Source organism: Kitasatospora sp. NPDC096128, assembly GCF_040303105.1.
GTDB lineage: Bacteria > Actinomycetota > Actinomycetes > Streptomycetales > Streptomycetaceae > Kitasatospora.
Genome location: NZ_JBEOSP010000050.1, coordinates 10,596 through 33,655, shown reverse-complemented (window position 1 = coordinate 33,655; position 23,060 = coordinate 10,596). Strand labels below are relative to the sequence as shown.

The window sequence follows — 23,060 nt, the reverse complement described above, 5'->3', positions numbered from 1 at the left end:
ACCGTACGACCCCCCGCCGACAACCGAAGCCCTTCCGGTCAGGCCGCGGGGCAGCGGATGCGGGCGGGGTGCCGGACGGGGTTCAGCGCAGCTTCTCGCTGTCGCGGGCGAGGGCGACCAGGCGGGAGATCGCCCGGAGGTACTTCTTGCGGTAGCCGCCGCGCAGCATGTCCTCCGGGAAGACCTGGTCGAAGGGGAGGCCGGAGGCGGTGATGGGGAGCTCGCGGTCGTACATCCGGTCGGCGAGGACGACCAGGCGCAGCGCGGTGGACTGGTCGTCGACCTGGCGCACGCCGCGCAGGCAGACCGCGCCGACGTCGTCCAGCAGTGCGCCGTAGCGGCTGGGGTGGACGGCGGAGAGGTGGGTGAGCAGGGCGTCGAAGTCGTCCAGCGAGGCGCCGGGGGTGCGGGCGGCGACGGCCTCGACGGTGGCGTCGGGGTACGGCGGCGGGGCGTCGGGCAGGCCGCGGTGGCGGTAGTCCTGGCCGTCGATCCGCATCGGGCGGAAGTGCGCGGACAGGCCCTGGATCTCGCGCAGGAAGTCGGCGGCGGCGAAGCGGCCCTCGCCGAGCTTCTCCGGCAGGGTGTTCGAGGTGGCGCACAGCTTGACGCCGTTCTCGACCAGCCGGCCGAGCAGGGTGGAGACCAGCACGGTGTCGCCCGGGTCGTCCAGTTCGAACTCGTCGATGCAGAGCAGGGTGTGCCCGGAGAGGGTCCGGACGGCCTGCTGGAAGCCGAGCGCGCCGACCAGGTTGGTCAGCTCCACGAAGGTGCCGAAGGCCTTGGGGCCGGGGGCGGCGTGCCAGAGCGAGGCGAGCAGGTGGGTCTTGCCGACGCCGTAGCCGCCGTCGAGGTAGACGCCGGCCGGGCCGGTGGGGGCGGGGGCGGAGCGGCGGAACCAGCTGCGCCTGGGCGCGGAACCGTTTCCTCCTCCGAGGGTGCCCGCGAACTGCTCCAGGACCTGGACGGCTTCGTACTGGCTGGGCTGGGTCTGGTCCGGGATGTACGTCCCGAAGCTCACCTCGGCGAACCGGGGCGGCGGGACCATCTCGGCGACCAGCCGCTCGGCGGGTACGACGGGGCGGCGGTCGGAGAGCGCGATCGGGGCGCCGGCCGGGCTCGCGGCGGCTATCGACTCGGTCGCGGTGGCGGGGCGGGAGGCTGCGGGCACGTTAGTAGAGGGTACGCCTCGCCCCCGCGCCCCCCGAACCCGCTCCGGTCAGGCCGCGCGGAGCCCGGGCGAGGCCCGCGCAGGGCCCCTGCGGGGGCCGCGGTGGAAGACTGGGGGCATGCAACAGTTGATCAGCCCGCTGGGCGCTCCGGTCGCCGATCCGTCCGACCTGGAATCGCTCGCGGCCGTCTACGCGTACCCCGACCAGGTGAATCGGGGGCGTCCGTGGCTGCGCGCCAACATGGTGGCGGGGCTGGACGGCGGTGCACGGCTGGACGGCCTCTCCGAGGGCCTCTCCGGGGACGCCGACAAGCGGATCTTCGGTGTGCTGCGAGCCCTGTCGGACGTGGTGCTGGTGGGCGCCGAGACGGTCCGGGCGGAGGGCTACCGGCCGGCCCGGGCCCGTGCGGAGTTCGCGGCCGCGCGGGCGGCGGCGGGGCAGGCCGCGGCCCCGGCGATCGCGATCGTGAGCCGCTCGCTGGACCTCGACCTGGGCGCGCCGCTGTTCACGGAACCGCTGGTCAGGACGGTGGTGATCACCGTCGAGGACGCCCCGGAGGAGCGCCGCCGGGAGGTCGCCGAGAGGGCCGACCTGGTGCTCGCCGGGCGCGGCTCGGTGGACCTGCGGGTGGGCGTGGCGGCCCTGGTGGAGCGGGGCTGGACGCGGCTGCTGACCGAGGGCGGGCCGCGGCTGCTGGGGCAGCTGGCGGCGGCGGGCCTGCTGGACGAGCTGTGCCTGTCGCTGGCCCCGCTGGTCACCGGCGGCGACGCGCCGCGCATCGTCCGCGATGCGGAAATGCCTGACGTGCAGCGGATGCGGCTGGTCTCATTGATCGAGCAGAAAGGATTCCTCTTCACCCGCTACCTGCGTCACCCGGGTTCGGATGACCCCGTGACCCCCTGATCGTGATCCCGTTATGCGATGCCGGGGCCCGGGGGCCGGCCACTGGAAGGGACTCACGTGTTCAAGACGGTACTGATGATCGAAAAGGCGCTCTCGGACGCGGACGTGGAGCTCGTCACCACGCTCCACAGCGACGAGAAGGTGTCCTTCGTCGTCCTGATGCAGCCGCGCGGCAAGCAGGACGAACTGCTGCGGGCGCTCGACGACGTCGCCCTCGGCCACCTCGACAAGGTGGTGCACGAGCACGACGAGTCCGAGAGCGGCCCGACCGTGGCCGGCGAATCGCTGGAGCACAGCCTGCGCCACCTGCGCGCGGCCGGGGCCGAGGCGATCGGCGAACTGGTCGAGGAGAAGCCGCTGGACCGACTGCGCGCGGCGGTCGAGCAGCACCGGGCGGACGAGGTGGTGGTGCTCACCTCACCGCACTTCGTGGAGGAGTTCTTCCACCGCGACTGGGCCTCCCAGGCCCGGCACAAGGTGGGGGTGCCGGTGCTCAGGCTGTTCGCCAGCGACTCGTAGGGCCCGTCCGGCGGATCCTGGCGCGCCCGGCAGGATCCGCCGGACAGGCCCTGGCTCCGCTCCAGCTCCGCGCGCCAGTGGTGCAGAATCGTCCTTGCGGTCCGCCCGCGAGGACGATTCGCATCCGTCCGCCTGCCCACCAGATCCCGCCCGTACGGAGCCACGCCTTGAACGACGCCGCGCACGACCTGCACGCCCCGCACTTCATCGGCATCGGCGGCGCCGGGATGTCCGGCCTGGCGAAGATCCTCGCGGTGCGCGGTGCCAGCGTCTCCGGCAGCGACTCCAAGGAGTCCGAGACCGTCCTGGCCCTGCGCGCCCTCGGCGCCACCGTGCACGTCGGCCACGCCGCCGAGCACGTGCCGGACGGCGCCAGCAGCATCGTGGTCTCCAGCGCGATCCGCGCCGACAACCCCGAGCTGGTCACCGCCCACGAGCGCAGCATCCCGGTGGTGCACCGCTCCGACGCGCTGGCCGCGCTGATGGGCGGCCGCCGGGCGCTGGCGGTGGCCGGCACCCACGGCAAGACCACCACCACCAGCATGCTCGCCGTCGCCCTCGGCGAACTGGGCCTGGACCCGTCCTACGCGATCGGCGGCGACCTCGACGCGCCCGGCTCCAACGCCCACCACGGCACCGGCGAGATCTTCGTCGCCGAGGCCGACGAGAGCGACCGCAGCTTCCACAAGTACGCGCCCGAGGTGGCGATCGTGCTCAACGTGGAGCTGGACCACCACGCCAACTACGCCTCGATCGACGAGATCTACGAGTCCTTCGAGACCTTCGTCGGCCGGATCACCCCCGGCGGCACCCTGGTCGTCTCCGCCGACCACGACGGCGCCCGCGAGCTGACCTCCCGGGTGGCCGCCCGCGAGGGCCTCAACGTGGTCACCGTCGGCGCCGCCGAGGACGCCGACCTGCGCGTCCTGTCGGTGGTCGCCCGCGGCATGACCAGCGAGGTCACCGTGCTCCTGGACGGCGCCGAGCTGGCCTTCACCGTCTCGGTGCCCGGCCGGCACTACGCCCACAACGCGGTGGCCGCGCTGGCCGCCGGCGTCGCCCTCGGCGTCCCGGCCACCGACCTGGCCAAGGCGCTCGGCGCCTACACCGGCGTGCGCCGCCGCCTCCAGCTCAAGGGCGAGGCGGCCGGCGTCCAGGTGATCGACTCCTACGCCCACCACCCGACCGAGATGACCGCCGACCTGGAGGCGATCCGCGAGGGCCTGGAGGGCGAGGGCCGCGTCCTGGTGGTCTTCCAGCCGCACCTGTTCAGCCGCACCCAGCAGCTCGCCGAGGAGATGGGCCAGGCGCTGGCGCTGGCCGACGCCTCGGTGGTGCTGGACATCTACCCGGCCCGCGAGGACCCGATCCCGGGCGTCACCAGCGAGCTGATCATCGACGCCGCCCGCCGGGCCGGCGCCGACGTCACCCCCGAGCACGACTTCGCCGCCGCCCCCGCCCTGCTGGCCGGCCTGGCCCGCCCGGGCGACCTGCTGCTCACCATGGGCGCCGGGGACGTCACCAACCTGGGGCCAGAAATTCTCAAGCACCTCGCGAACGTTGCTTCCAACGTCTGACGTACGCCGAGCGGGAGTCGTGATGAGCTACGAGATCCAGAAGTCCGAGGCCGAGTGGCGCGAGCAGCTCAGCCCCGAGGAGTACCACGTGCTCCGCGAGGCGGGCACCGAGCGCCCGTTCGTCGGCGAGTACACCGACACCAAGACGGTCGGGGTCTACGCCTGCCGGGCCTGCGGGACGGAGCTGTTCAGCTCCGAGACCAAGTTCGACAGCCACTGCGGCTGGCCCTCGTACTACGCGCCGCTGGCCGGCGACCGGGTCGAGTACATCGAGGACACCTCGCTCGGCATGCGCCGGGTCGAGGTGCGCTGCGCCAAGTGCGGCGGGCACCTGGGCCACGTCTTCGAGGGCGAGGGCTACGGCACGCCGACGGACCAGCGGTACTGCATCAACAGCATCTCGCTGACGCTGCGGCCCGCCGGCTCGGACTGAGCGGGGTACCACGGAGAGGGGCCCGGACGGCTGCTGCCGTCCGGGCCCTCCGGCGTTCTCGGCCTCAGCCGGCCACCGGCGCGAAGCGGACCGGAAGGTGGACCAGGGCGCGGTGGAAGGGGCCCGGGCGCCAGAGCAACTCGTCGGCCGGGGTGGACAGTTCGAGGTCGCTGAGCCGGCTGGTCAGCTGCTCGATGGCGGTGATCGCGATCAGCAGGGCCGGATCCCGGGCCGGGCAGGCGTGCGGGCCGGCCGCCCAGGCCAGGTGGGCGCTCTCGCCGCTGCGCAGCCCGTCGCCGTCGGTGGGCGGCGCGGCCTGGGAGTTGGCGGCCGCGTACGAGACCAGGACCAGCGAGCCCGCCTTGATCTCGCGGCCGTGGAAGGTGATGTCGTACCGCGGGTAGTGGGCGGAGAGGTTGGCCATCGGCGGCTCGTGCCACAGGACTTCGTCGATCGCCTGGTGGGCGGTCACCGCGCCGCCGAACAGCGAGCCGGCGTAGCGGGCGTCGGTGAGCAGGCGCAGCAGGGCGTTGCCGATCAGGTTGGTGGTCGGCTCGTGCCCGGCGATCATGGTCAGGGTGATCTGCCGGATCACCTCGTCGTCGTCCAGTCCGACCGGGTGGGTGACGAACCAGGAGGCCAGGTCGTGCCGGGGGCGCTCGCGGCGCTCGGCGACCATCGCGGTGACCACCGCGACGAGCTTGCCGTACGCGGCACCGGCCCGGGCGGTGGACTCGATCAGCCCGGTGATGGCGGCCACCACCTCGGCGTGCTCCTCCTCCGGCACGCCGAAGCCGGTGGTCAGCACGAAGGCGGGCAGCTGGCGGGCGTACTCGGCGATCAGGTCGGCGTGGCCGACCGCCGCGAAGCGGTCGATCAGCCGGTGGGCGACCTCGGCGACCTGGCGCTGCAGCCGGTGCGGCTCGAACAGGGCCAGGCCGTCGGTGATCACCGCGCGGTAGCGGGCGTGGGTCGCGCCGTCGCTGAACAGCGCGGTGGGGCGGTAGCCGAGCACCGGGAGCAGCGGGGAGTCCGGCGGGACGGTCGCCTGCCAGGCGCGGGAGTCCTTGGAGAAGGTGTCGGTGTCGCGCAGCAGGTCCAGCGCGGCCTGGTAGTCGGTGACCAGCAGGGCCTCGACGCCGGGGGCGATCTCGACCGGGGCGACCGCTCCGTGGCGGCGGAGCCGCTCGTACACCAGCTGGGGGTCGGCGGCGAAGACCGGGCCGTAGATCGGGGTCGGTCGGGTCTCGACGGTCACGGGCGTTCCTGGGGATCGGTGGCGGTGGCGGGCAGGGTGTCGAGGACGTGCTCGGCCAGGGCGATCAGCGCGTCGAGGCTGCTGCCGCGCTCGCGGGCGTCGCACAGCAGCAGCGGGGTGGCCGCGTGCAGGTCGAGGTGGGTGCGCAGCACCTCGGGCGGGTGGTCCGGGGAGTCCGGGAAGCGGTTGACGGCGACCGCGTACGGCAGGCCCTGCTCCTCGACCATGTCCATGATCTCGAAGGAGTCGGCCAGCCGGCGGGTGTCGGCGAGCACCAGGGCGCCCAGGGCGCCGCGGGCGATGTCCTGCCAGAGCGGGAAGAAGCGGCGCTGGCCGGGGGTGCCGAACATGTAGAGCACCGTGTTGCCGGGCAGGGTGAGCCGGCCGAAGTCCACCGCGACCGTGGTGGTGGTCTTCTCCGGCAGGCCTGCCAGGTCGTCCACCGGGCGCCCGGTCTCGGTCATCGCCTCCTCGGTGTGCAGGGTGGCGATCTCGGAGAGGGTGCGGATGAGCGTGGTCTTGCCGACCCCGAACGGGCCGGCGACCACCAGTTTCATCAGCAGCTGGTCCCGGTCGGGCAGGTAACCCACCCGGCTCGACCGCCCGGCCGGGAGGCTGGAGCCGGAGCCGAGGCCGGCACCGGTGGCAGTGCCGGCGCCGGTGGCGGTGCCGGTGTCACCGGAGTGCACGGAGTCCAACGAGGAGCCTCTCGACGATGGAGCGGTCGGTCTGCTGGGCGCGCGGGATCGGCGCGCGGGCGCGCAGACAGCCCGCCTCGACCAGGTCGGCCGCGAGGAAGACGGTGGCGCTGACCGGCAGGCGCAGATGGGCGGCGGCCTCCACCACGGTCAGCGCGCCGGGGCGCAGCAGTTCCCAGAGCCGGCGGTGCTCGGGTTCGAGTTCGGCCGGCGGTTCGGCCCGGTCCGCGAACAGGACGGTCAGCCGCTCGAAGCCGTCGGTGCCGGGGCGGCTGCGGCCGCCGGTGGCCAGGTAGGCGGGCACCATCCGCCTGCGGGGGACGGCGGTCATGACCCGGTCGGAGCGTCCTGCGAGCCGGTGCCCTGCACGCCCGCGTCCTGCGCACCGGCCCCCTGCTGCCGGGACGGACTGGCGAGGGCCCGGCCCAGGGCGGCGACCTGGAGCTGCATCTGGTAGGCCACGTTGCCGAGTTGGGCGTCCGGGGCGGTGAACACGGCGAGCGAGGTGTTCTCCCCGGCGGGGACGACGATGGCGTAGCCGAGGTCGGACTCCACCACGGTCTGGGCCAACCGCGGCCGCTCGGTGTCGGTGAAGGCGCTGGTGAAGGCGCGGGAGGCGGCGTGCACGGTGGCGGTCATCGCCGCGACCCGCTCGGCGGAGGCCCGGCCGAGGCTGTCGGAGGCGGCCTCGACGAGGCCGTCACCGGTGGCGACCACCGCGTGCAGCACCCCCGGGAGCTCCAGCAGCGGGTTCAGCACCCAGGAGATCTCGGTGGCGGTCGGGCTGGGCGAGCTGCTCACTGCTCGGCTCCTTCTAAGGTCGGTCCGGTGGTGTGGTCACCGGTGTCGCGGCCGGCGGTGGTGTCGCCGGTGCCGGTGGTCGCGCCGGTACTGGTGGTCGCGCCCGTCGCGGTGGTCGCGCCGGCCGTGGCGCCCCCGGCGCTGCCGGAGTCGGCCTGCGCGGCGGCGGCCCGGCCGGAGTCGGTGCCCTGCTGGAGCGCCTGCCAGTGGGCGGCGGCCTGCTCGGGGCTGCGGACGTACGGCGCGGGCCGCTCCCCCTGGGCGGTTCCCGTTCCCGCCCCCGCTACCGCTCCCGGGCGCGGTGCCGCCCCGCCCGTCACCGGCTCCTCGGCGGTGAGCGGGCGGCGGCGCCGCCGGCTGGGCAGGCCGCTGCCGTCCCCGGCCGGGTCAGCGGCCGAGTCCCCGCCCGGGGCGGCGCCCGGGGCGGGGTCGGGGACCACGCGGATGGCGGGCGCCGGGTGCGGACCGGGCTGGTGGTGGCGGTCGGCGAGCACCGGGCCGTCCTGCTCGTCGGCGTCCCGCATCGGCGGGACGGCCGCGACGGAGGGCGCCGGCGCCGGGCCGTTGCCGGCCCGCAGCGGCAGCGGGGTGAGCACCGAGAGCGGCTGCTCGTCGTCCACCACCGTCACCAGGGCGGCGGGGATGCGCAGGATGGTCCGCATGCCGCCGTACGGCGAGGGCTCGATGTGGCTGGTGAAGCCGTACTGCCGGGCCAGCTTGCCGACCACCGCGAAGCCGGTCTTGGGCGGGTTGCCCAGCTCGGTGAGCAGCACGTCCGAAGGGCCGGCCAGCAGTCGGCGGGCCCGACGCAGCTGGTCCTCGTCCATCCCGATGCCGCTGTCGTCGATGATCACCAGCGCGCCGCGGCCGCCCTGCTGGACGGTGACCGGGACGTCGGTCTCCGGGTGGGAGTAGGCGGTGGCGTTGGCGAGCAGCTCGGCGACGGCGATGGCGATCGGCTCGGCGGCCCGGGCGGCCACGGCCAGCCGCTGCTCGCGCAGGTGGTTGGCGACCTTGATCCGCGCGTAGCCGGGCACCCGGGAGAGCGCTCCGACGACCACTTCGGCGAGCGGGGAGTCGGTGCGGGCCAGGCCCGGCCAGGCCTCGCAGAGCACGGCGACGGTCTGGATCCGGCGCAGCGCGACCTCGTTGCGGAAGTCGACCTCCAGCAGCCGGGGGTCGTCGTTGTCGTGCTGGAGCTGCTGGACCAGGCTCTGGATCTGGTACAGCAGGGTCTGGATCCGGGAGGTGGCGCCGCGCATGGCGGCCCGGGCGGCGGCGTCGACCCGTTCGCGCTCGTCGGCGAGGGCCGCGGTGGCGGCGTCCAGGACGGACTGCAGCGCCCGGACGGCCTCGGGGCCGACGGCCTGCGCGTCCAGCGGGCCCACCTGCTGGGCGTTGGCGTGGGTCAGCCGGACGGCGGTGGCGGAGACCCGCTCCTGGGCGAGGTGGCCGATCTCGGCGAGCAGCGCGGCGGCCCGCCGCTCGGCGGCGGCGAGCCGGGCAGCGGCCTCCTCGGCGCGGGCGGTCGCCTCCTCGGCGCGGATGGCCGCCTGCTTGGCGCGGGCGTTGGCCGCGGCACCCCGCTGATCGGCGGCCCGGGCCTGTTCCTCGGCCCGCCGGGCCTGTTCGGCGGAGTTCCGTACGGCCTCCTGGGCCTCGTTCAACTGGCGTTCGGCGCGGGCGAGTTTGGCCTCCGCGGCGCGGGCCTGCTGGGCGTCGTGGCCGAGTGCGGCCTCGGCGGCCGCGGCCCGGGTGACGGCCCCGGCCCGGCTGCGGGCGAGCACGACCGTGGCCGCGGCGGCGACCAGCGCCAGGGCGATCAGCGCGATCTGCGTCATCGAGTACTCGGGTGTCCTCGCTGCTTGGCCCGGGCCGTCGCCCGGGGTCGGGGGCCTTACGGGGTTCCGGCGCGGGTGCCGGACGGGGTCTCGGCGCGGGTGCCCGCCGGCGCGGGGCGTCGGTTCGGGCGGGGCGTCGGTTCGGACGGGCGCGGTGCTCAGTTCCGGGCGGAGCGCGGGCGCGGGACGCGGGCCGCTTCCTCGGCCAGCTCCCGGGCGACCAGGGCGACCTGGCCCATGGCGTCCAGGATGCCGGGCAGCGCGGAGCCGTCCAGGTGCCGGTACTCGGCCGCGACGGTGAGCACCAGCCTCTCGGGCAGGCCGAGTTCGGGGTGGCGCTGCTCGGCGATCACCCGCCGGGCGGCGTCCAGCGCGGGTATCCCGGCGGCGTGCAGGGTGTGGGCGCGCTCGCGGACGTACGCCAGGTAGCCGATGTGCTCCTGGACGCCGTCGCGGTCGAGCACCGGGCCGTGGCCGGGGACGAAGATCTCCGCGCCGGTGGCCAGGGCCCGTTCGCAGGCGCCGATGATGTTCTCCAGCGGGCCGGCCCAGTGCGAGGGGTGGTCGCCGGGCTGCTCGGAGGTCGAGGAGAAGATCACGTCACCGGTGAACACCGTGCGCTGGTGCGGGAGGTGGACCATCAGGTCGCCGCCGGTGTGGGCGGCGGGCAGGCTGGTGATCTGCACCGGGTAGCGGCCGACCTTGAGCTCCAGTTCGCCGGTGAAGACGGTGTCCGGGTGCACCGGCTCGGTGGCGGACCAGTCGAAGCGGCCGAAGTGCTCGCGCAGGTAGCCGCCGAGCGGGGAGTCCGGGTCGCTGTTGGCGAGCAGGGCGTGCTGCTGCTGGGGGGTGGGCTCCCAGTGGATGTGCTCCAGCGCCTCTCGGGTGGCGATCACCTCGGCGTCGGGGAGCACTCCGGCGCCCCACAGGTGGTCGCCGTTGGCGTGGGTGACGACCACCCGGTCGATGTCGACCCCGGTCGGCAGCAGCCGCCGGCTGGCGGCCAGGAACTCCCCGGCCAGCGAGGGGTCGTACGGGGTGTCGATCCAGAGCGCGGTGGTCTCGGAGGCCAGCAGGCCGCAGTTGGCCAGGCCCCAGCCCCGCTTCGGGGGGAGCCACACATACAGGTCCTCGGCAATCGCGCTCACGTTCGCACGGTTGATCGTCATGCGCGCGATTATGCCCATGTTGCGTCAAGGATGGGGCAAAACCTGTACGGCCAGCTGGAGTTAGTGCCCCGATCCCTCCCGCACTGTCCGGATTCGCACTGCATGGTCGAGACCAGTCGTCTCACTGCTCGGGACGACTGGTGGACACCTCACCCCGGAAACCCGACGGTACGTCGGACCGCTGGGTGGGCAGGACCCGGCAGACCTCGACCGTGACGTCCACCGTGTCCAGCCCGATCACCCGCCCCTCCACCGCGACGAATCCTTTCTCCCCCGAGCGGAACAGCGCCGCCAGCGCGGAGCTCCGGTTCGCCGAGGTCAACGCCTCCACCGCCATCGCCGAGCCGAAGGCGAACACCCCGCAGAGCACCACGCAGGGCGCCTGCCGGGGCGTGCGGGTGACGAAGATGAAGCCGTGGTCGCGGACCAGCTCCCCCGCCGGGTTGTACAGCGCCTCGAAGGTCATCCCGCCCCAGCGGGCGCGGGCCTCGTCCGGGTACTCGACGGCGAAGTCCGGGAACACCGCGTCCAACACCCCGCCGGAGTAGGAGTTGACGCTCGGGCCGCCGATCGAGAAGGTCGGCATCCGCGGGTCCTGCGCCCCCGCCACCACCAGCTCGATCGTCGCCTTCCGGTTGACCTTCCGCAGCAGGTCGGTCAGCTCCGCTATCGCCCTGGCCTCGGCCATCGGCACGAACAGCACGTTCTTCGGCCCGCGGCTGCTCAGCTGGCAGCCGTCCGAGGTGAAGGCGAACTCCGCCACCTCCAGGCTCGGGATGACGATCTGCACCCGGCTGTACGGCGCCAGCAGCGCCCGCAGGAAGCCGTAGCGGAGGAACAGTCTGGTGCGGGCGAGGGAACGGGCCGTGAGGAAACCGATCACGGCCGGCACCGATGCGATCAGCACCTGGAGCAGGATCTCCATATGATCCCCCCGGGGGAAAGACTCGACCACGAACAGTGCGCCCTGGTCATGTCCCCGCCCATGGCCGAAAATACCCCCCTTCGCGGCAAATCGGCCTGCCCGGATCGCCGCACCGGAAGTCACCCCAGTCGCTTGATCCCCCTGCGCTCCCCCGCACAGCGCTCGTACCCCAGCCAGGCGTTGATCGCCAGCATCGGCGCATTGGTGGCGTCGTTGCTGGTGTACGCGCGCCGGTAGCCCGCCGCGGCCGCGAGCCGCAGCGACTCCAGCTTGGCCAGCTTGCTCAGCCCGCGGCCGCGGAACTCCCGGCGACAGGCGGTGAACGCGGACCAGTAGCGGTCAACCCCGTCGGTCTGTGCCAGGGTGAGGGCGACCGGCTCGCCGTCCACCACGGCGACCACCGTCAACGCCAGGTCCAGGTCCGGCCGGGCCCAGTCGCCCCGCAGCCACTCCTCGTAGTCCAGGGCGTCCATCGTCACCTCGCCGGGCTCGTCCCGGATCGCGTCCGCCTCCACCAGGAAGAGCGGGCGCGGATCGTCCACCCAGTCGGTGGCCGGGCGCAGCTCGACACCGGCCGGCAGTTCGGGCGCCGACGGCAGCGGCAGCGTCAGGTCCCGTCCGCCGAAGTGCGCTTCGCGCCCCACCTGGTAGCCCCGGGCGGCACCGAAGGCCAGGGCGGCGGGCTCGTCGTCCAGCCAGCTGTGCAGTTCCGTCACCCCGTGGCCGGCCAGGTGCCGTTCGGCCGCGGCCAGCAGCGCGGTGGCGGCGCCGCGGCGCCGGAAGGCGGGCAGCACGCTGCCGTTGGCGTAGCCGACGCCGGTGGTCGTCGTCCCGAGCACCACCCCGCAGCGCACCGCGCCGACCACCCGGCCGTCCGACTCGGCGACGAAGGTGCGGAAGTGCTCGTCGGGATTCTGTCGGGCGTTCGCCCAGAGCAGGGCCTCGGCCGTCCACACCAGGTGCTCACGCCCGGCCCGGTGGGCGGCGGCCACCGCCTCGGCGTCGGCGGGGCAGAAGTCTCGGATCGTCAGTTCAGTCTCGTTCATGGGTTCGCACGCTATCCGCGCCGGCCCGTCGCCGCCTCCGATTTTCCCGCCGACAGGCCACCCCACCTGCGGAGTTGACCCGTGCGAGGGGCTGGTGTCCTTGATCAGCAGGACGGCAAGCTCAAATAATGCTCTGAGAAGACCGGGTGAGGCTTGGCAGCCACCCCGCCCGGGGACATCCTCAGCAGCACGGCCGCGCGGTCCTGGCGACGACGCCCGCACCGCCCGACGGCCTCCCCGTCCAGCCCTCCGAAGGGGGCGAACCGATGACTTCCCCTGCCCTGGCCCTGCCCGGCTCCGCCACCTCCACGACGGACACCTCGACACCGGTGGACACCGCGACGCCGGTGGCCGCCACCAAACCGGTGGCCGCCACCAAGCCGGTGCACACCGCCGCGCCCCGGCTCGGTGTCGGCCTCGGCTGGCGCAGCGAGATCGACACCGTGGTCGAGCGCCAGCCCGGCCTGGACTGGGTCGAGGTGGTCGCCGAGAACATCTGCGCCGACCACCTGCCCACCTCGCTCACCGTCCTGCGCGAACGCGGCGTCACCGTCGTCCCGCACGGCGTCGGCCTCGGCCTGGGCGGCGCCGACCGCCCCGACCCCGACCGGCTCGGCCGGCTCGCCGGAGCGGCCCTCGCACTCGGCTCCCCGCTGGTCACCGAGCACCTGGCCTTCGTCCGGGCCGGCGGCCTGGAGGCCGGCCACCTGCTGCCGGTCCCGCGCACCCGGGACTCGCTGAGGGTGATCGCCGAGAACGTCCGGATCGCCCAGGACCAGCTCCCGGTGCCGCTCGCCCTGGAGAACATCGCCGCCCAACTCGCCTGGCCCGACGACGAGTTCACCGAGGGCGAGTTCCTCGCCGAACTCGCCGCGCGGACCGGCGTCCGGCTGCTGATCGACGTCGCCAACCTGCACACCAACCGGGTCAACCTCGGCACCGACCCGGCGGCCGAACTCGACCGCCTGCCGCTGGAGGCGCTCGCCTACGTGCACGTCGCCGGCGGCACCCTGGTCGACGGCGTGTGGCACGACACCCACGCCCACCCCGTCACCGAACCGGTGCTGGAGGTGCTGGCCGAACTCTGCGCGCGGGTCGACCCGCCCGGCGTCCTGCTGGAACGGGACGCCGACTTCCCGCCGCCCTCCGAACTGGCCGGTGAACTGGACGCCATCCGTCGGGTGCTGGAGGGGAGCACCCGCCGATGAGCGACCTGGACCGCGCCGAGCCGAGCAGGCCCGCCGGAGCCGAGGACGCGAGGGAGCGCCTCGCCCGGCGCCAGGCGGAACTGCTGGCCGCCCTGGTGGCCGGCGGGCCCGTCCCGCCCGGCTTCGACCCGGACCAGGTCCGTGCCCAGTCCACCGGCCTCGCCGCCAAACGGCGCGACACCACCGCGAAGGTCGCCCCAGACCTGCCCCGCCTGCTCGGGGCGCAGTACGGGCCGCTCTTCCTCGCCTACGCGCGAACCCACCCGCAGACCGACGGCTACCGCGCCGACGCCCGGGCCTTCGCCGCGTGGGTGCTCACCGACGGCGGCCCGCCCGCCGCCGACCACCGCCGCGCCCTGGAGCAGTGGCTCCACCCGGCGCCCGAGCGGCCGCCGGGCCCGCTCACCCGCCTGCGCCGGGCCCTGCGCGGCCACTGATCCGACGTCTCATTCGGGGGAACCGCCCATGTGGCACAACAGCTACTTCCTGATCCCTGCTGTGCTGCTGGCCGCGGCCGTGCTGTACGCCGCACGGACCCGGCAGCGGGTCCGCCACGTCCCGCACCCGCAGGGCCTGCCCGGCCGCGGCCTGGCACTGCTGGACACCGCCTTCCTGGCCGGCGGCCCGGGCCGGGTCTTCGACACGGCGCTGATCCGGATGCACCTCGGCGAGCAGGTCGTGATCAACCGCGCCGGACTGGTCACCCTCACCGGCGCCAGGCCCTACGACGCCGTCGACCAGGCGATCCACGACGCCGTCGGCTCGACCGGCAGCCGGGAACTCGGCACACTGCGCCGCATGGTGATGCGCTCCGCCGCCGTCCAGGAGATCGGCGACCGGCTCGCCGACCGCGGGCTGATGCGCCGCCCCGCGCGGCTGCACCAGGCCCGGACGGCGCGCCGGATGCTCTGGCCGGCGATGCTCGTCGTCGTGCTCTCCGCCGGGCTCGCCCTGCTGCTCGACGACGACCGGGCCGGCTACGACCGGCCCAACCTCTGGTACCCGGGCGTGCTGCTGTTCGTCGGCGCCGTCACCCTGCTGGTCACCCTCCCCGCCGACGGCCGGGTCACCCCGGCCGGGCACCGCCAGCTCAACCTGATGCAGGGCACCACCCCGTGGACACCCGCCGCCGGCGTCTCGCCCCGGCTGACGGGCGGCGCGATGCTGGGCGCGGTCGCCCTCGGCGGACTGGCCGCGGCCGCGCTGGACAACCAGGAGCTGGAGGCCGCGATGCTGGCCGCGGCGGCCGAGGAGGAGGCGGTGCGGCAGACCCAGGCGTCCTCGTCCTTCTTCTCCTCATCGAGCAGCTCCTCGTCGTCCTCCTCGTCCTCGTGCTCGTCGAGCAGCTCCTCCTGCGGCGCCGCCGCCACCACCTCCTGCGGCTCCTCGGACTCCGGCTCCACCCACCACTCCTCCTGCGGGTCCTCGCACCACTCCTCGTGCGGCTCCTCGCACCACTCCTCGTGCGGCTCCTCGCACTCCAGCTGCGGCTCCTCGTCCAGCTGCAGTTCCTCCTCCAGCTGCGGTTCGAGCTGCGGGAGCAGCTGCGGCTCCTGACGTCACAGTTCGGTATCGCGGTCCGGGAAGCCGTTCCCCACGCCATGGCCCCAGGCATAGAACAAGCCCATGTGGTTGCTGTTCCTGATACCGGCCTGTGTCGCGGCGGTGCTGTCCTGCCTCCGGCTGGTGCGGATGACCGCCACCGCCGACGCCCTCGCCGACCTGGACGGGCTGCGGCCGCCGGAGGCCGTCGGCATCGGGCTCTACGAGACGGCCTACCTGGCCGGCGGCCCGGACCGGGTGGTGGAGCTGGCCCTCGTCCTGATGGCCGGGCGCGGCCGCCTGCACCTCGCCCATACCGGCTGGACCACCGTCGCCGACCCCAAGGGCCGCAGCCGGCTGGAACGGGCGATCATCGCCACCGTCGGCCCCGAGGGCCAGTGCCGTACGGACGAACTGCGTCGGGCGATGGGCGAGCACCCCACCGTGCTGGAGATCGGCGCCCGGCTCTCGCTGGCCGGCCTGGCCACCCCGGCGCTGGTCCAGCGCAACACCGTGGTGGTGGTCCGCCAGGTCCGGCACGCGATGCTGCTGACGGTCGTCCTGCTCGCCGCCGCGCTGTCCCTCAGCGGCTTCACCGGCGGTGACGCCCTCGCCCCGCTCGCCTGGTTCTCGCTGCCGCTGATCCTCACCGCGGGCACCCTGCTGATGGCCCGGGTCGACGTCTACCCGTACACCCGCTGGGCCTCCCCGATCGGCCAGGAGGTGCTGCGCGAGGTCCGCCCGGCCCGCCAGCGCGGCCTCGCCGACGACGAGGAGCGCCAACTGCTCACCGCCGTCGCCATGAACGGTCCCGCCGTCCTCCCCGACGCCCGCCTGCGCGCCGCCCTGCGTCCCCACCGCACCTGAGGCAAAGGCCGGAGGCCGGCTCCCCCACTCCGGTGAGGGAGAGGGGGAGCCGGCCTCCGGTACGGCGCGGGCTAGACCAGGCCGTTCAGCAGCTCGCTCACCGGCTTGCGGCGGCCGGTGAAGAACGGCACCTCCTCGCGGACGTGCAGCCGGGCCCGGGAGGGGCGCAGGTCGCGCATCAGGTCGACGATCCGGTGCAGCTCGTCCGCCTCGAAGGCGAGCAGCCACTCGTAGTCGCCGAGCGCGAACGAGGCCACCGTGTTGGCCCGCACGTCCGGGTAGCCGCGCGCCATCTGGCCGTGCTCGGCGAGCATCGCGCGCCGCTCGGCGTCCGGCAGCAGGTACCACTCGTAGGAGCGGACGAACGGGTACACGCAGACGTAGTCGCGCGGGCGCTCGTCGGCGAGGAAGGCCGGGATGTGCGACTTGTTGAACTCGGCCGGGCGGTGCAGGGCCATGTTCGACCAGACCGGCTCCAGCTGGCGGCCCAGACCGGTGCGGCGGAAGCGGTTGTACGCCTCCTGGAGGTCGTCCGAGTCCTCGGCGTGCCACCAGATCATCAGGTCGGCGTCCGCGCGCAGCCCGGACACGTCGTACGTGCCGCGGATCGTCACGTCCTTGGCGTCCAGCTGCGCGAACAGCTCGTCCACCTCGGCGGCGAGGGCGGTGCGGTCCTCGGGCAGGGCGCCCTTGAGCTTGAACACCGACCACATGGTGTAGCGGATGACCTGGTTCAGGTCGCGCGCCTTCTTCTTCTCGGGCCGCTGCTCGGGCTCCCGCTCAACGCTCTCAGTCATGCGCCCATTGTCCTCTCCGTGGAACCGTCCCCGGTCGCCGGGGTCAACAGTCTGTCGATGTGCCCGCCGACGGCCGTCGCGGCGGCGGCCGCCGAACCGATGCAGGCCGGGATCCCCACCCCGTCGTACGCGGCGCCGCACAGCGCCAGCCCGCCCACCGCCGCCACCGCCGCCCGCACCCGGGCCACCCGGTCCGGATGCCCCACCGGGTACTGCGGCAGGCCCGCCGTGAAACGCGACACGAAGGTGTCGTACGGCCGGGCGGTCAGGCCGATCGCCTCCCCCAGGTCCGCCAGCGAGCGGGCCACCAGCTCCTCGTCCGGCAGCCCCAGCACCGCGTCGTCGCGGTGGCGGCCCAGCGAGGTGCGCAGCAGGAAGGCGTCCGGGGCGGAACGCTCCAGCCAGCCCCACTTGTTGGAGGAGAAGGTCGAGGCCTTGATCCGGCGGCCGTCCACCGGCGGCACCAGGAACCCGCTGCCGCTGGGCGGTTCGGGCAGGTCGGCACGGCGGAACGCCAGGGTCACCAGCGCCATGCCCGCGTACTCGACCGCCTCCAACTCGGCGGCCGCCGCCGGGGCGTCCGCGCGCAGCAGCCGGGCCGCGGCCGGCGCCGGCACGGCCAGCACCACGGCGTCCGCGGTCAGCACCTCGCCGCCGGCCACCACCCGCCAGCCCTCGGGGGTGCGCCGCAGCTCCTCCACCGGGGTGTCGGTGCGCAGGTCCACGCCCGCCTTGACGCACGCCGCGGCCACCGCCTCCGGCAGGGTGCCGAGGCCGCCGCGCAGCCCCTGGAACACCGGGGTGCCGACCACCTGCGGCCGGGAGGCCAGCGCGTGCACCCCTTCGACCAGCGAACCGCCGCCCTGGGCGATCGGCAGCAGCTGCGGCACGGCGGCGCGCAGCGAGATCTCCTCGGCGCGACCGGCGTAGACCCCGCCCAGCAGCGGCTCCACCAGCCGGTCCACCACCTCCTGGCCCAGCCGGTCGGCGACGTACCGGCCGATCGCGACGTCCGCTCCGACCTCGGTGTCCTGCTCGTGCCGGGCCCGCTCCAGCCCCTCGGCGGTCAGGACCCCGGAGGCGGCCAGCGCCTCCAGGTCACCCGGGACGCCCATCACCTGCCCGCCGGGCAGCGGCCGCAGCGCGCCCCTGGTCCAGATCGCCGCCTTCGCGGTGGTCGGCGGCTCCAGCTCCGCCCCCAGCCCGACCGCCCGCGCCAACTCCACCGCCTCCGGCCGCCGCGCCAGCACCGACTCGGCCCCCAGGTCCACCCGGACCCCGCCGACCTCGCCGCCCCACAGCTTCCCGCCGACCCGCCCCGACGCCTCCAGCAGCGTCACCCGGGCCCGCGCCGCCCCCCCGGCCGCCCCGCTCAGGAAGGCAGCCGCAGCCAGCCCCGCGATCCCACCACCGACGACGACGACCCGTGCATCCGACATGCCTCGCAGTCTCGCAGGTCTTTACACGGATGCCTCAATCCGCCAACGCGTTCAGGTCGACGAAGATCGGGAACGGCACCGGCCGATTCAGCGTGCCCCGGAAGATCCGACCCGGGGCGTACGCATGTGCCACCCGGTCCAACTCGTGGATGTGCACGACCGGCCGACCGTCCTCCTGCTCGACGATCCAGTAGTGCGGGATGCCGGCCTCGGCATACTTGCCGAACTTGACCCCGTGATCACGGCACTCAGACTCCGGCGAGACCACCTCGACCACCAGCAGCACCTCGCCCGGGGTGTATCCGGCGCGGTCCGGTTCGAAGGCCGCCTGGGCCAACACCACGTCCGGTTCCAGGCGGTTCCGTTCGTCCAGCGTCACCGACATCCGGCTCTCGACGAGAAGTCCGTCCGGGGCCTGCGCCTCCAGCGCCGTGGCCGGCCGCCGCGCGACCCGGTCGTGCCACGACCGCTGGGGCGCCAGCCGGAAGACCAAGGCTCCGTGCAGCAGTTCGGTGTGCGGCGGCGCCTGCGGTAGGTGATCGAGGTCGGCGGCGAACCAGCCCTCGATGCGCGGTGCGTACATCCAGTCCGGGAGTTCGTCCACGAGCCCACCGTAGTTGATCTGCCACGCTCCGTAGGGACTGCCGGACCTGGACGCCGGGGGCCGGTACCAGGTAGGTCGTGTCCGTCCCGGCGCCGAGCTGTGATGCACCCGCGATCTGCCGGGCGGGTCCGTGGGGCAGGCTCTTACGTCCAATGGCAAGGACTGCCAAAGGACTTGGGGAGGGGCCGGGAATGCGGAGACGGGCGAGAGCCGGGGCACTGGGGGCGGCGGTGGCCGGGGCGGTGCTGCTGGTGGGGGGCTGCAGCGCCGGTGGTGGCGGGGACGGGGGGCGGCGGGACTCGGCCGCGGGGCCGGCGCAGGCGGCGAATCCGCCCGCCGCGGCGGCGCCGGCCGTGGGGGGCGCTCAGCCGTCCGGCGCCCCGGCGGCGGCCGGGGTCGGCCCGGTGGCCGACACCCGGCTGATCTCGTACACGGCGCAGCTGGGGCTGCGCGCCAAGGACGTCGGGCAAGTGCTCGGCAGGGCGAGGGAGTTGACCACTGCCTCGGGTGGCTACGTGGGTGGCGAGTCGGTCAGCGGCGGCGGGCCGGACGAGTCCGGGCAGCTGACACTGAAGATCCCGTCCACCGCCTACCAGCAGACCCTGGACCAGCTGGCCGCCCTGGGCGAGGTGGTGTCGCGCAAGAGTCAGGCGGACGACCTGACCCAGCAGGTCGCGGACGTGGCGAGCCGGGTGCAGACCCAGCAGGCGAGCGTGGACCGGGTGCGGGCGCTGATGGCGCAGGCCAAGTCGCTCAGCGACATCACCTCGCTGGAGGGCGAGTTGAGCCGCCGGGAGGCGGATCTGGAGTCGTTGCAGAAGCAGCAGAAGGAGCTGTCCGCCCGGACGTCGTACTCGACCGTCACCCTGGACGTCCGCCGCGAGGCGGTGGCGCCGACGCCGACCCCCACGCCGAAGCCCGAGGGGAAGGGCTTCGGTGACTCGGTCGGGTCCGCGCTCGGCGGCGGCTGGCACGTGCTGGTGGCCATCGGCTCCGCGCTGGTGGTGGCGCTGGCCGCGGTGGCGCCGTTCCTGCTGGTGCTCGGGGTCCCGGCGGCGCTGCTCTACCGGTACTGGCGCCGGACCCGCCCGCAGCCCTTCCGGCCCGAGGAGCCCGGAGAACCCACCGAGCCCGGGGAGTGACGCACGGCGGCGGGCCCCCGGCTCCCGGGGGCCCGCCGCCGCGGGGCGTCAGCGCGCGCTGGCCTCGTGCACGAAGGCGACCAGGCGGCTGAGCGCGTCCGGGTCCATGGACGGCATCACGCCGTGGCCGAGGTTGAAGATGTGGCCGCTGGTGCCGAGCGCCTGGGCGGCGTGCAGCACCTCGCGGGCCTTGGTCTCGACGACCTTGGTGGGCGCGTACAGCACCGCGGGGTCGAGGTTGCCCTGGAGGCCCTTGCCGTGGCCGACCCGCTCGGCGGCGACGTTCAGCGGCACCCGCCAGTCGACGCCGACGATGTCCGCGCCGGCCTGGCCCATCAGCCCGAGCAGTTCGCCGGTGCCGACGCCGAAGTGGATCCGCGGCACCCCGTAGGAGGCGACGGCGTCGAAGACCTTGGTGCTGGCGGGCATGACCGAGCGGCGGTAGTCGTCCGGGGCGAGCGCGCCGACCCAGGAGTCGAACACCTGGATCGCGGAGGCGCCGGCCTCGATCTGCACCTTGAGGAAGGCGGAGGTGATGTCGGCGAGCCGGTCCAGCAGGGCGGCCCACAGCTCGGGCTGCCCGTACATCATGGCCTTGGTGTTCTCGTGGTTCTTGGAGGGCCCGCCCTCGATCAGGTAGCTGGCGAGCGTGTACGGCGCGCCCGCGAAGCCGATCAGCGGGGTCTCGCCGAGTTCGTCGACGAGCAGGCCGACGGCCTCGGTGACGTAGGGGACGTCGTCGGGCTCGAGCGGGCGCAGCCGCTGGAGGTCCTCGAAGGTGCGGATCGGGTCGGCGATGACCGGGCCGATGCCGGGCTTGATGTCCACGTCGATGCCGACGGCCTTGAGCGGCACCACGATGTCGCTGAAGAAGATCGCCGCGTCCACCTTGTGCCGGCGCACCGGCTGGAGGGTGATCTCCTTGACCAGCTCGGGCCGCATGCAGGACTCCAGCATGGGGATGCCCTCGCGGACCTTCAGGTACTCGGGCAGCGAGCGGCCGGCCTGGCGCATGAACCACACCGGCGTGTGCGGCACCGGCTCGTGCCGGCAGGCGCGCAGGAACGCGGAGTCGTGCGCGGCGCCGCGGCGCGCGGGGGTGGTCCGGCCGTCGAGGGTGGCCGCCGTCGGGTCTGCCGTAGTCTCGCTCACGGGTCAAATCTTCGCACGCGCGCGGGGCCGCCCTCCTCAGCCGGTCTCGTCGGTTCCTCCAAGATCTGGCCGGGTTTGCCGTTCCGGCACGCCGCTCGGACGGAAGTTGCGGCGATAACCCGGGTTTTCGACCTAGTCTTCGGGTCATGGCAGCGGTCGGCGGGCACCCCGCGCAGGGTGGCGGAACAGGTGGCGGAACGGGTCGGGAGGGGGCGCCGAGCGAGTTCCGGGCGGCCGTGGAGGCCCTCGACGGGGCTCGGCTGCGGCCCGAGCTCCAGCTCTCCCCCGCGCCGGCCCCGCGCCGGCTGGCCCCGTACGCGTTCGCGCTGACCGCCACCGTGGAGGTCGACGACGAGGAGCTGGCCGACGGCCGGCTGGTGCTGCTGTACGACCCGGCCGGACAGGAGGCCTGGAACGGGGAGTTCCGGGTGGTCACGATGACCCGGGCCGAGCTGGAGCCGGAGATGGCCGGGGACCCGATGCTCTCCGAGGTCGGCTGGGCCTGGCTGCTGGACGCGCTGCAGGCGCACGGCGCCGGGTACGCGGAGCCGTCCGGCACGGTGACCCGCTGCGCCTCGCAGTACTTCGGCGGTCTGGCGGACCGCCCGTCCTCGACCGAGATCGAGATCCGGGCCTCCTGGACGCCGGCCGACGGCCGGTTCGAGCGGCACCTGGCGGCTTGGGGGGACCTGCTCTGCATCAGCGCCGGGCTGCCCCCGGCCAGCCCGGCCCCGCAGTCGCCGACCGAGGTCACGTCACTCGGTGGAGTGGTCCCGATGCCCGCGCGGCGACGCCCCCGGTCGCACTGAAGGGTGGCGTCCGGGCCGGACGGCACCGCCCGCCCCGATGCCACCCCCAGGACTGACGGAGTGTGACTTCAGTCCTGCTCTGTGTCAATTAACCGGTCAGAGTCGACCGATCTATGACGAATCTGATCGATTTTGTACGAATACCAGGCATGTCGCATCAGTCATATGCGCGATTTGTCCGTATTGTTACTCACTAGATCGTGATCTTTCGCTAAAGCCGGGCACGGTAGCTGCCGAAGCAGACTGTGACCCTTTCCGAACGCGGAACACTCCGACCGCCCCCTCGGGGTTCCGTCCGCCACTCCCCGCAGGAGGCCTGGTGTCGGTCCTTCTTGAGCACCCCGCAAACGTGGTCGCCTACCGCCCGACCAAGCCCACCGCCATGGTGGTCATCGCCGATCCCCGTGTCCGAAACACCGTCACCCGCCACCTCTGGGCGCTCGGCGTCCGCGACGTGATCGAGGTGTCCTCGATCGCCGAGGCCCGCCCCCGGGTCTCCACCCCGCGCGACATCTGCGTCGCCGACGTCCACCTCCCGGACGGCTCCGGGCTGACCATCCTCGCCGAGACCCGCGCCGCGGGCTGGCCCAACGGCCTGGCCCTGTCCGCCGCCGACGACATCGGCGCGGTCCGCAGCGCGCTCGCGGGCGGCGTCAAGGGTTACGTGGTCACCGGCACCCGCACCAACGTCGCGATGCCCGGCCGCCCGGGCCTGCCGCTCGGTGCCGCCGGGCTGGCCGGCCGGATGCGCCGCCCCGGCATGCCGGGCATGCCGGGTGCCGCCGGCGCTCCGGGTGCGCCCGGGGCCCCCGGTGCGCCGGGCCCGCAGCAGGCCGCCTACCGCGAGCTGTCCGGCCGCGAGGTCGAGGTGCTGCGGCTGGTCGCCGAGGGCCAGTCGAACAAGGCGATCGGCGTGGCGATGGGCCTGTCCGCGCTCACCGTGAAGAGCCACCTGGCCCGGATCGCCCGCAAGCTCGGCACCGGTGACCGCGCCGGGATGGTGGCGGTCGCACTGCGCACCGGCATCATCCACTGAGCGGGCCCGCACCGCAGCACCGGTCGAACCTGCGGCGGCCCAGGAGGAACGTTCCTCCTGGGAGTGGTGCCGTGACCAGTGAGACACGCGCTGCGGCGGGCGATCTGGCGCAGGAGGCGGTG

Annotated in this window: 22 protein-coding genes and 1 pseudogene; 10 read left to right on the top strand and 13 right to left on the bottom strand. The window is 74.1% G+C overall.

Annotated features, from left to right (window positions below; genetic code table 11):
* Positions 1 to 82: 82 nt before the first annotated feature.
* Entirely contained in the window at positions 83 to 1,132 is a 1,050-nt protein-coding gene (gene zapE, locus ABTY61_RS35665) for a cell division protein ZapE (RefSeq protein WP_350509354.1), read from the bottom strand.
* A gap of 157 nt (positions 1,133 to 1,289) precedes the next feature.
* On the opposite strand from zapE, the gene ABTY61_RS35660 reads away from it, so the two are divergent.
* From ABTY61_RS35660 to msrB, 4 genes are all read left to right on the top strand, one after another.
* Positions 1,290 to 2,075, top strand: a complete 786-nt coding sequence (locus tag ABTY61_RS35660) for a pyrimidine reductase family protein (RefSeq protein ID WP_350509330.1) — start codon at positions 1,290 to 1,292, stop codon at positions 2,073 to 2,075.
* A 57-nt stretch (positions 2,076 to 2,132) separates the two neighbouring features.
* Positions 2,133 to 2,594 carry an indole-3-glycerol phosphate synthase gene (locus ABTY61_RS35655; protein ID WP_350509329.1) on the top strand — a complete coding sequence of 154 codons (462 nt, stop codon included), beginning with the start codon at positions 2,133 to 2,135 and terminating at the stop codon, positions 2,592 to 2,594.
* A gap of 188 nt (positions 2,595 to 2,782) precedes the next feature.
* Positions 2,783 to 4,171: a UDP-N-acetylmuramate--L-alanine ligase gene (murC, locus tag ABTY61_RS35650; protein ID WP_350509353.1), complete on the top strand. Its 1,389-nt coding sequence runs from the start codon at positions 2,783 to 2,785 to the stop codon at positions 4,169 to 4,171.
* Positions 4,172 to 4,193: 22 nt separating this feature from the next.
* The gene (gene msrB, locus ABTY61_RS35645) at positions 4,194 to 4,604 is read left to right on the top strand and encodes a peptide-methionine (R)-S-oxide reductase MsrB (RefSeq protein ID WP_350509328.1); all 411 of its coding nucleotides are present in this window, start codon (positions 4,194 to 4,196) and stop codon (positions 4,602 to 4,604) included.
* Positions 4,605 to 4,668: 64 nt separating this feature from the next.
* On the opposite strand, the gene ABTY61_RS35640 is transcribed toward msrB, so the two are convergent.
* The 8 genes from ABTY61_RS35640 to ABTY61_RS35605 form a co-directional block, all read right to left on the bottom strand.
* A complete protein-coding gene (locus ABTY61_RS35640) occupies positions 4,669 to 5,862 on the bottom strand; it encodes a cytochrome P450 (protein WP_350509327.1) in 1,194 nt (397 codons plus the stop codon).
* Entirely contained in the window at positions 5,859 to 6,419 is a 561-nt protein-coding gene (locus ABTY61_RS35635) for a GTP-binding protein (protein ID WP_350509352.1), read from the bottom strand. Before ABTY61_RS35635 ends, ABTY61_RS35640 begins: the two co-directional genes overlap by 4 nt.
* A 118-nt stretch (positions 6,420 to 6,537) precedes the next feature.
* Positions 6,538 to 6,891 carry a DUF742 domain-containing protein gene (locus tag ABTY61_RS35630; protein WP_350509326.1) on the bottom strand — a complete coding sequence of 118 codons (354 nt, stop codon included), beginning with the start codon at positions 6,889 to 6,891 and terminating at the stop codon, positions 6,538 to 6,540.
* Positions 6,888 to 7,361: a roadblock/LC7 domain-containing protein gene (locus ABTY61_RS35625; RefSeq protein WP_350509325.1), complete on the bottom strand. Its 474-nt coding sequence runs from the start codon at positions 7,359 to 7,361 to the stop codon at positions 6,888 to 6,890. The genes ABTY61_RS35630 and ABTY61_RS35625 overlap by 4 nt, the downstream gene beginning before the upstream one ends.
* Positions 7,358 to 9,202: an ATP-binding protein gene (locus ABTY61_RS35620; RefSeq protein WP_350509324.1), complete on the bottom strand. Its 1,845-nt coding sequence runs from the start codon at positions 9,200 to 9,202 to the stop codon at positions 7,358 to 7,360. Before ABTY61_RS35620 ends, ABTY61_RS35625 begins: the two co-directional genes overlap by 4 nt.
* 158 nt (positions 9,203 to 9,360) lie before the next feature.
* A complete protein-coding gene (locus tag ABTY61_RS35615; RefSeq protein ID WP_350509323.1) occupies positions 9,361 to 10,371 on the bottom strand; it encodes an MBL fold metallo-hydrolase in 1,011 nt (336 codons plus the stop codon).
* A 121-nt stretch (positions 10,372 to 10,492) separates the two neighbouring features.
* On the bottom strand, positions 10,493 to 11,296 hold the full coding sequence (locus ABTY61_RS35610; RefSeq protein ID WP_350509322.1) for a hypothetical protein: 804 nt from the start codon (positions 11,294 to 11,296) through the stop codon (positions 10,493 to 10,495).
* Between the two features lie 119 nt (positions 11,297 to 11,415).
* Entirely contained in the window at positions 11,416 to 12,342 is a 927-nt protein-coding gene (locus ABTY61_RS35605; RefSeq protein WP_350509321.1) for a GNAT family N-acetyltransferase, read from the bottom strand.
* A 383-nt stretch (positions 12,343 to 12,725) separates the two neighbouring features.
* On the opposite strand from ABTY61_RS35605, the pseudogene ABTY61_RS35600 reads away from it, so the two are divergent.
* From ABTY61_RS35600 to ABTY61_RS35590, 3 genes and pseudogenes are all read left to right on the top strand, one after another.
* Positions 12,726 to 13,987, top strand: a pseudogene (locus tag ABTY61_RS35600) (MbnB/TglH/ChrH family RiPP precursor modification enzyme).
* Positions 13,988 to 14,015: 28 nt separating this feature from the next.
* Positions 14,016 to 15,107 (top strand): TIGR04222 domain-containing membrane protein, encoded by a 1,092-nt coding sequence (locus tag ABTY61_RS35595; protein ID WP_350509320.1) that lies wholly within the window; start codon positions 14,016 to 14,018, stop codon positions 15,105 to 15,107.
* Positions 15,108 to 15,176: 69 nt separating this feature from the next.
* On the top strand, positions 15,177 to 15,959 hold the full coding sequence (locus ABTY61_RS35590; protein WP_350509319.1) for a TIGR04222 domain-containing membrane protein: 783 nt from the start codon (positions 15,177 to 15,179) through the stop codon (positions 15,957 to 15,959).
* 71 nt (positions 15,960 to 16,030) lie between these two features.
* On the opposite strand, the gene hemQ is transcribed toward ABTY61_RS35590, so the two are convergent.
* Genes hemQ through ABTY61_RS35575 form a run of 3 tightly spaced genes read right to left on the bottom strand, consistent with a single transcriptional unit; the run spans position 16,031 to position 18,799 of the window.
* Entirely contained in the window at positions 16,031 to 16,756 is a 726-nt protein-coding gene (hemQ, locus tag ABTY61_RS35585) for a hydrogen peroxide-dependent heme synthase (RefSeq protein ID WP_350509318.1), read from the bottom strand.
* Positions 16,753 to 18,195 (bottom strand): protoporphyrinogen oxidase, encoded by a 1,443-nt coding sequence (gene hemG, locus ABTY61_RS35580; protein WP_350509317.1) that lies wholly within the window; start codon positions 18,193 to 18,195, stop codon positions 16,753 to 16,755. The genes hemQ and hemG overlap by 4 nt, the downstream gene beginning before the upstream one ends.
* Positions 18,196 to 18,229: 34 nt before the next feature.
* Entirely contained in the window at positions 18,230 to 18,799 is a 570-nt protein-coding gene (locus ABTY61_RS35575) for a Uma2 family endonuclease (protein ID WP_350509316.1), read from the bottom strand.
* A gap of 353 nt (positions 18,800 to 19,152) precedes the next feature.
* Between ABTY61_RS35575 and ABTY61_RS35570 the strand changes: the two genes are divergently transcribed.
* Positions 19,153 to 19,941, top strand: coding sequence for a DUF4349 domain-containing protein (locus tag ABTY61_RS35570; RefSeq protein ID WP_350509315.1), 789 nt, complete (start codon positions 19,153 to 19,155; stop codon positions 19,939 to 19,941).
* Positions 19,942 to 19,989: 48 nt separating this feature from the next.
* On the opposite strand, the gene hemE is transcribed toward ABTY61_RS35570, so the two are convergent.
* The gene (gene hemE / locus ABTY61_RS35565) at positions 19,990 to 21,093 is read right to left on the bottom strand and encodes a uroporphyrinogen decarboxylase (RefSeq protein WP_350509314.1); all 1,104 of its coding nucleotides are present in this window, start codon (positions 21,091 to 21,093) and stop codon (positions 19,990 to 19,992) included.
* Between the two features lie 146 nt (positions 21,094 to 21,239).
* Between hemE and ABTY61_RS35560 the strand changes: the two genes are divergently transcribed.
* Both ABTY61_RS35560 and ABTY61_RS35555 read left to right on the top strand, forming a co-directional pair.
* On the top strand, positions 21,240 to 21,902 hold the full coding sequence (locus tag ABTY61_RS35560; protein WP_350509313.1) for a DUF3000 domain-containing protein: 663 nt from the start codon (positions 21,240 to 21,242) through the stop codon (positions 21,900 to 21,902).
* 319 nt (positions 21,903 to 22,221) lie between these two features.
* On the top strand, positions 22,222 to 22,938 hold the full coding sequence (locus ABTY61_RS35555) for a response regulator transcription factor (protein ID WP_030288221.1): 717 nt from the start codon (positions 22,222 to 22,224) through the stop codon (positions 22,936 to 22,938).
* Positions 22,939 to 23,060 lie beyond the last annotated feature (122 nt).

Bases quoted from the DNA above. Each gene is read 5' to 3' on its own strand.
- ABTY61_RS35660 (WP_350509330.1), top strand. From the start codon at position 1,290: ATGCAACAGTTGATCAGCCCGCTGGGCGCTCCGGTCGCCGATCCGTCC.
- msrB (WP_350509328.1), top strand. From the start codon at position 4,194: ATGAGCTACGAGATCCAGAAGTCCGAGGCCGAGTGGCGCGAGCAGCTC.
- ABTY61_RS35635 (WP_350509352.1), bottom strand. From the start codon at position 6,419: ATGAAACTGGTGGTCGCCGGCCCGTTCGGGGTCGGCAAGACCACGCTC.
- ABTY61_RS35630 (WP_350509326.1), bottom strand. From the start codon at position 6,891: ATGACCGCCGTCCCCCGCAGGCGGATGGTGCCCGCCTACCTGGCCACC.
- ABTY61_RS35620 (WP_350509324.1), bottom strand. From the start codon at position 9,202: ATGACGCAGATCGCGCTGATCGCCCTGGCGCTGGTCGCCGCCGCGGCC.
- ABTY61_RS35615 (WP_350509323.1), bottom strand. From the start codon at position 10,371: ATGACGATCAACCGTGCGAACGTGAGCGCGATTGCCGAGGACCTGTAT.
- ABTY61_RS35610 (WP_350509322.1), bottom strand. From the start codon at position 11,296: ATGGAGATCCTGCTCCAGGTGCTGATCGCATCGGTGCCGGCCGTGATC.
- ABTY61_RS35605 (WP_350509321.1), bottom strand. From the start codon at position 12,342: ATGAACGAGACTGAACTGACGATCCGAGACTTCTGCCCCGCCGACGCC.
- ABTY61_RS35595 (WP_350509320.1), top strand. From the start codon at position 14,016: ATGTGGCACAACAGCTACTTCCTGATCCCTGCTGTGCTGCTGGCCGCG.
- ABTY61_RS35590 (WP_350509319.1), top strand. From the start codon at position 15,177: ATGTGGTTGCTGTTCCTGATACCGGCCTGTGTCGCGGCGGTGCTGTCC.
- hemQ (WP_350509318.1), bottom strand. From the start codon at position 16,756: ATGACTGAGAGCGTTGAGCGGGAGCCCGAGCAGCGGCCCGAGAAGAAG.
- hemG (WP_350509317.1), bottom strand. From the start codon at position 18,195: ATGTCGGATGCACGGGTCGTCGTCGTCGGTGGTGGGATCGCGGGGCTG.
- ABTY61_RS35560 (WP_350509313.1), top strand. From the start codon at position 21,240: ATGGCAGCGGTCGGCGGGCACCCCGCGCAGGGTGGCGGAACAGGTGGC.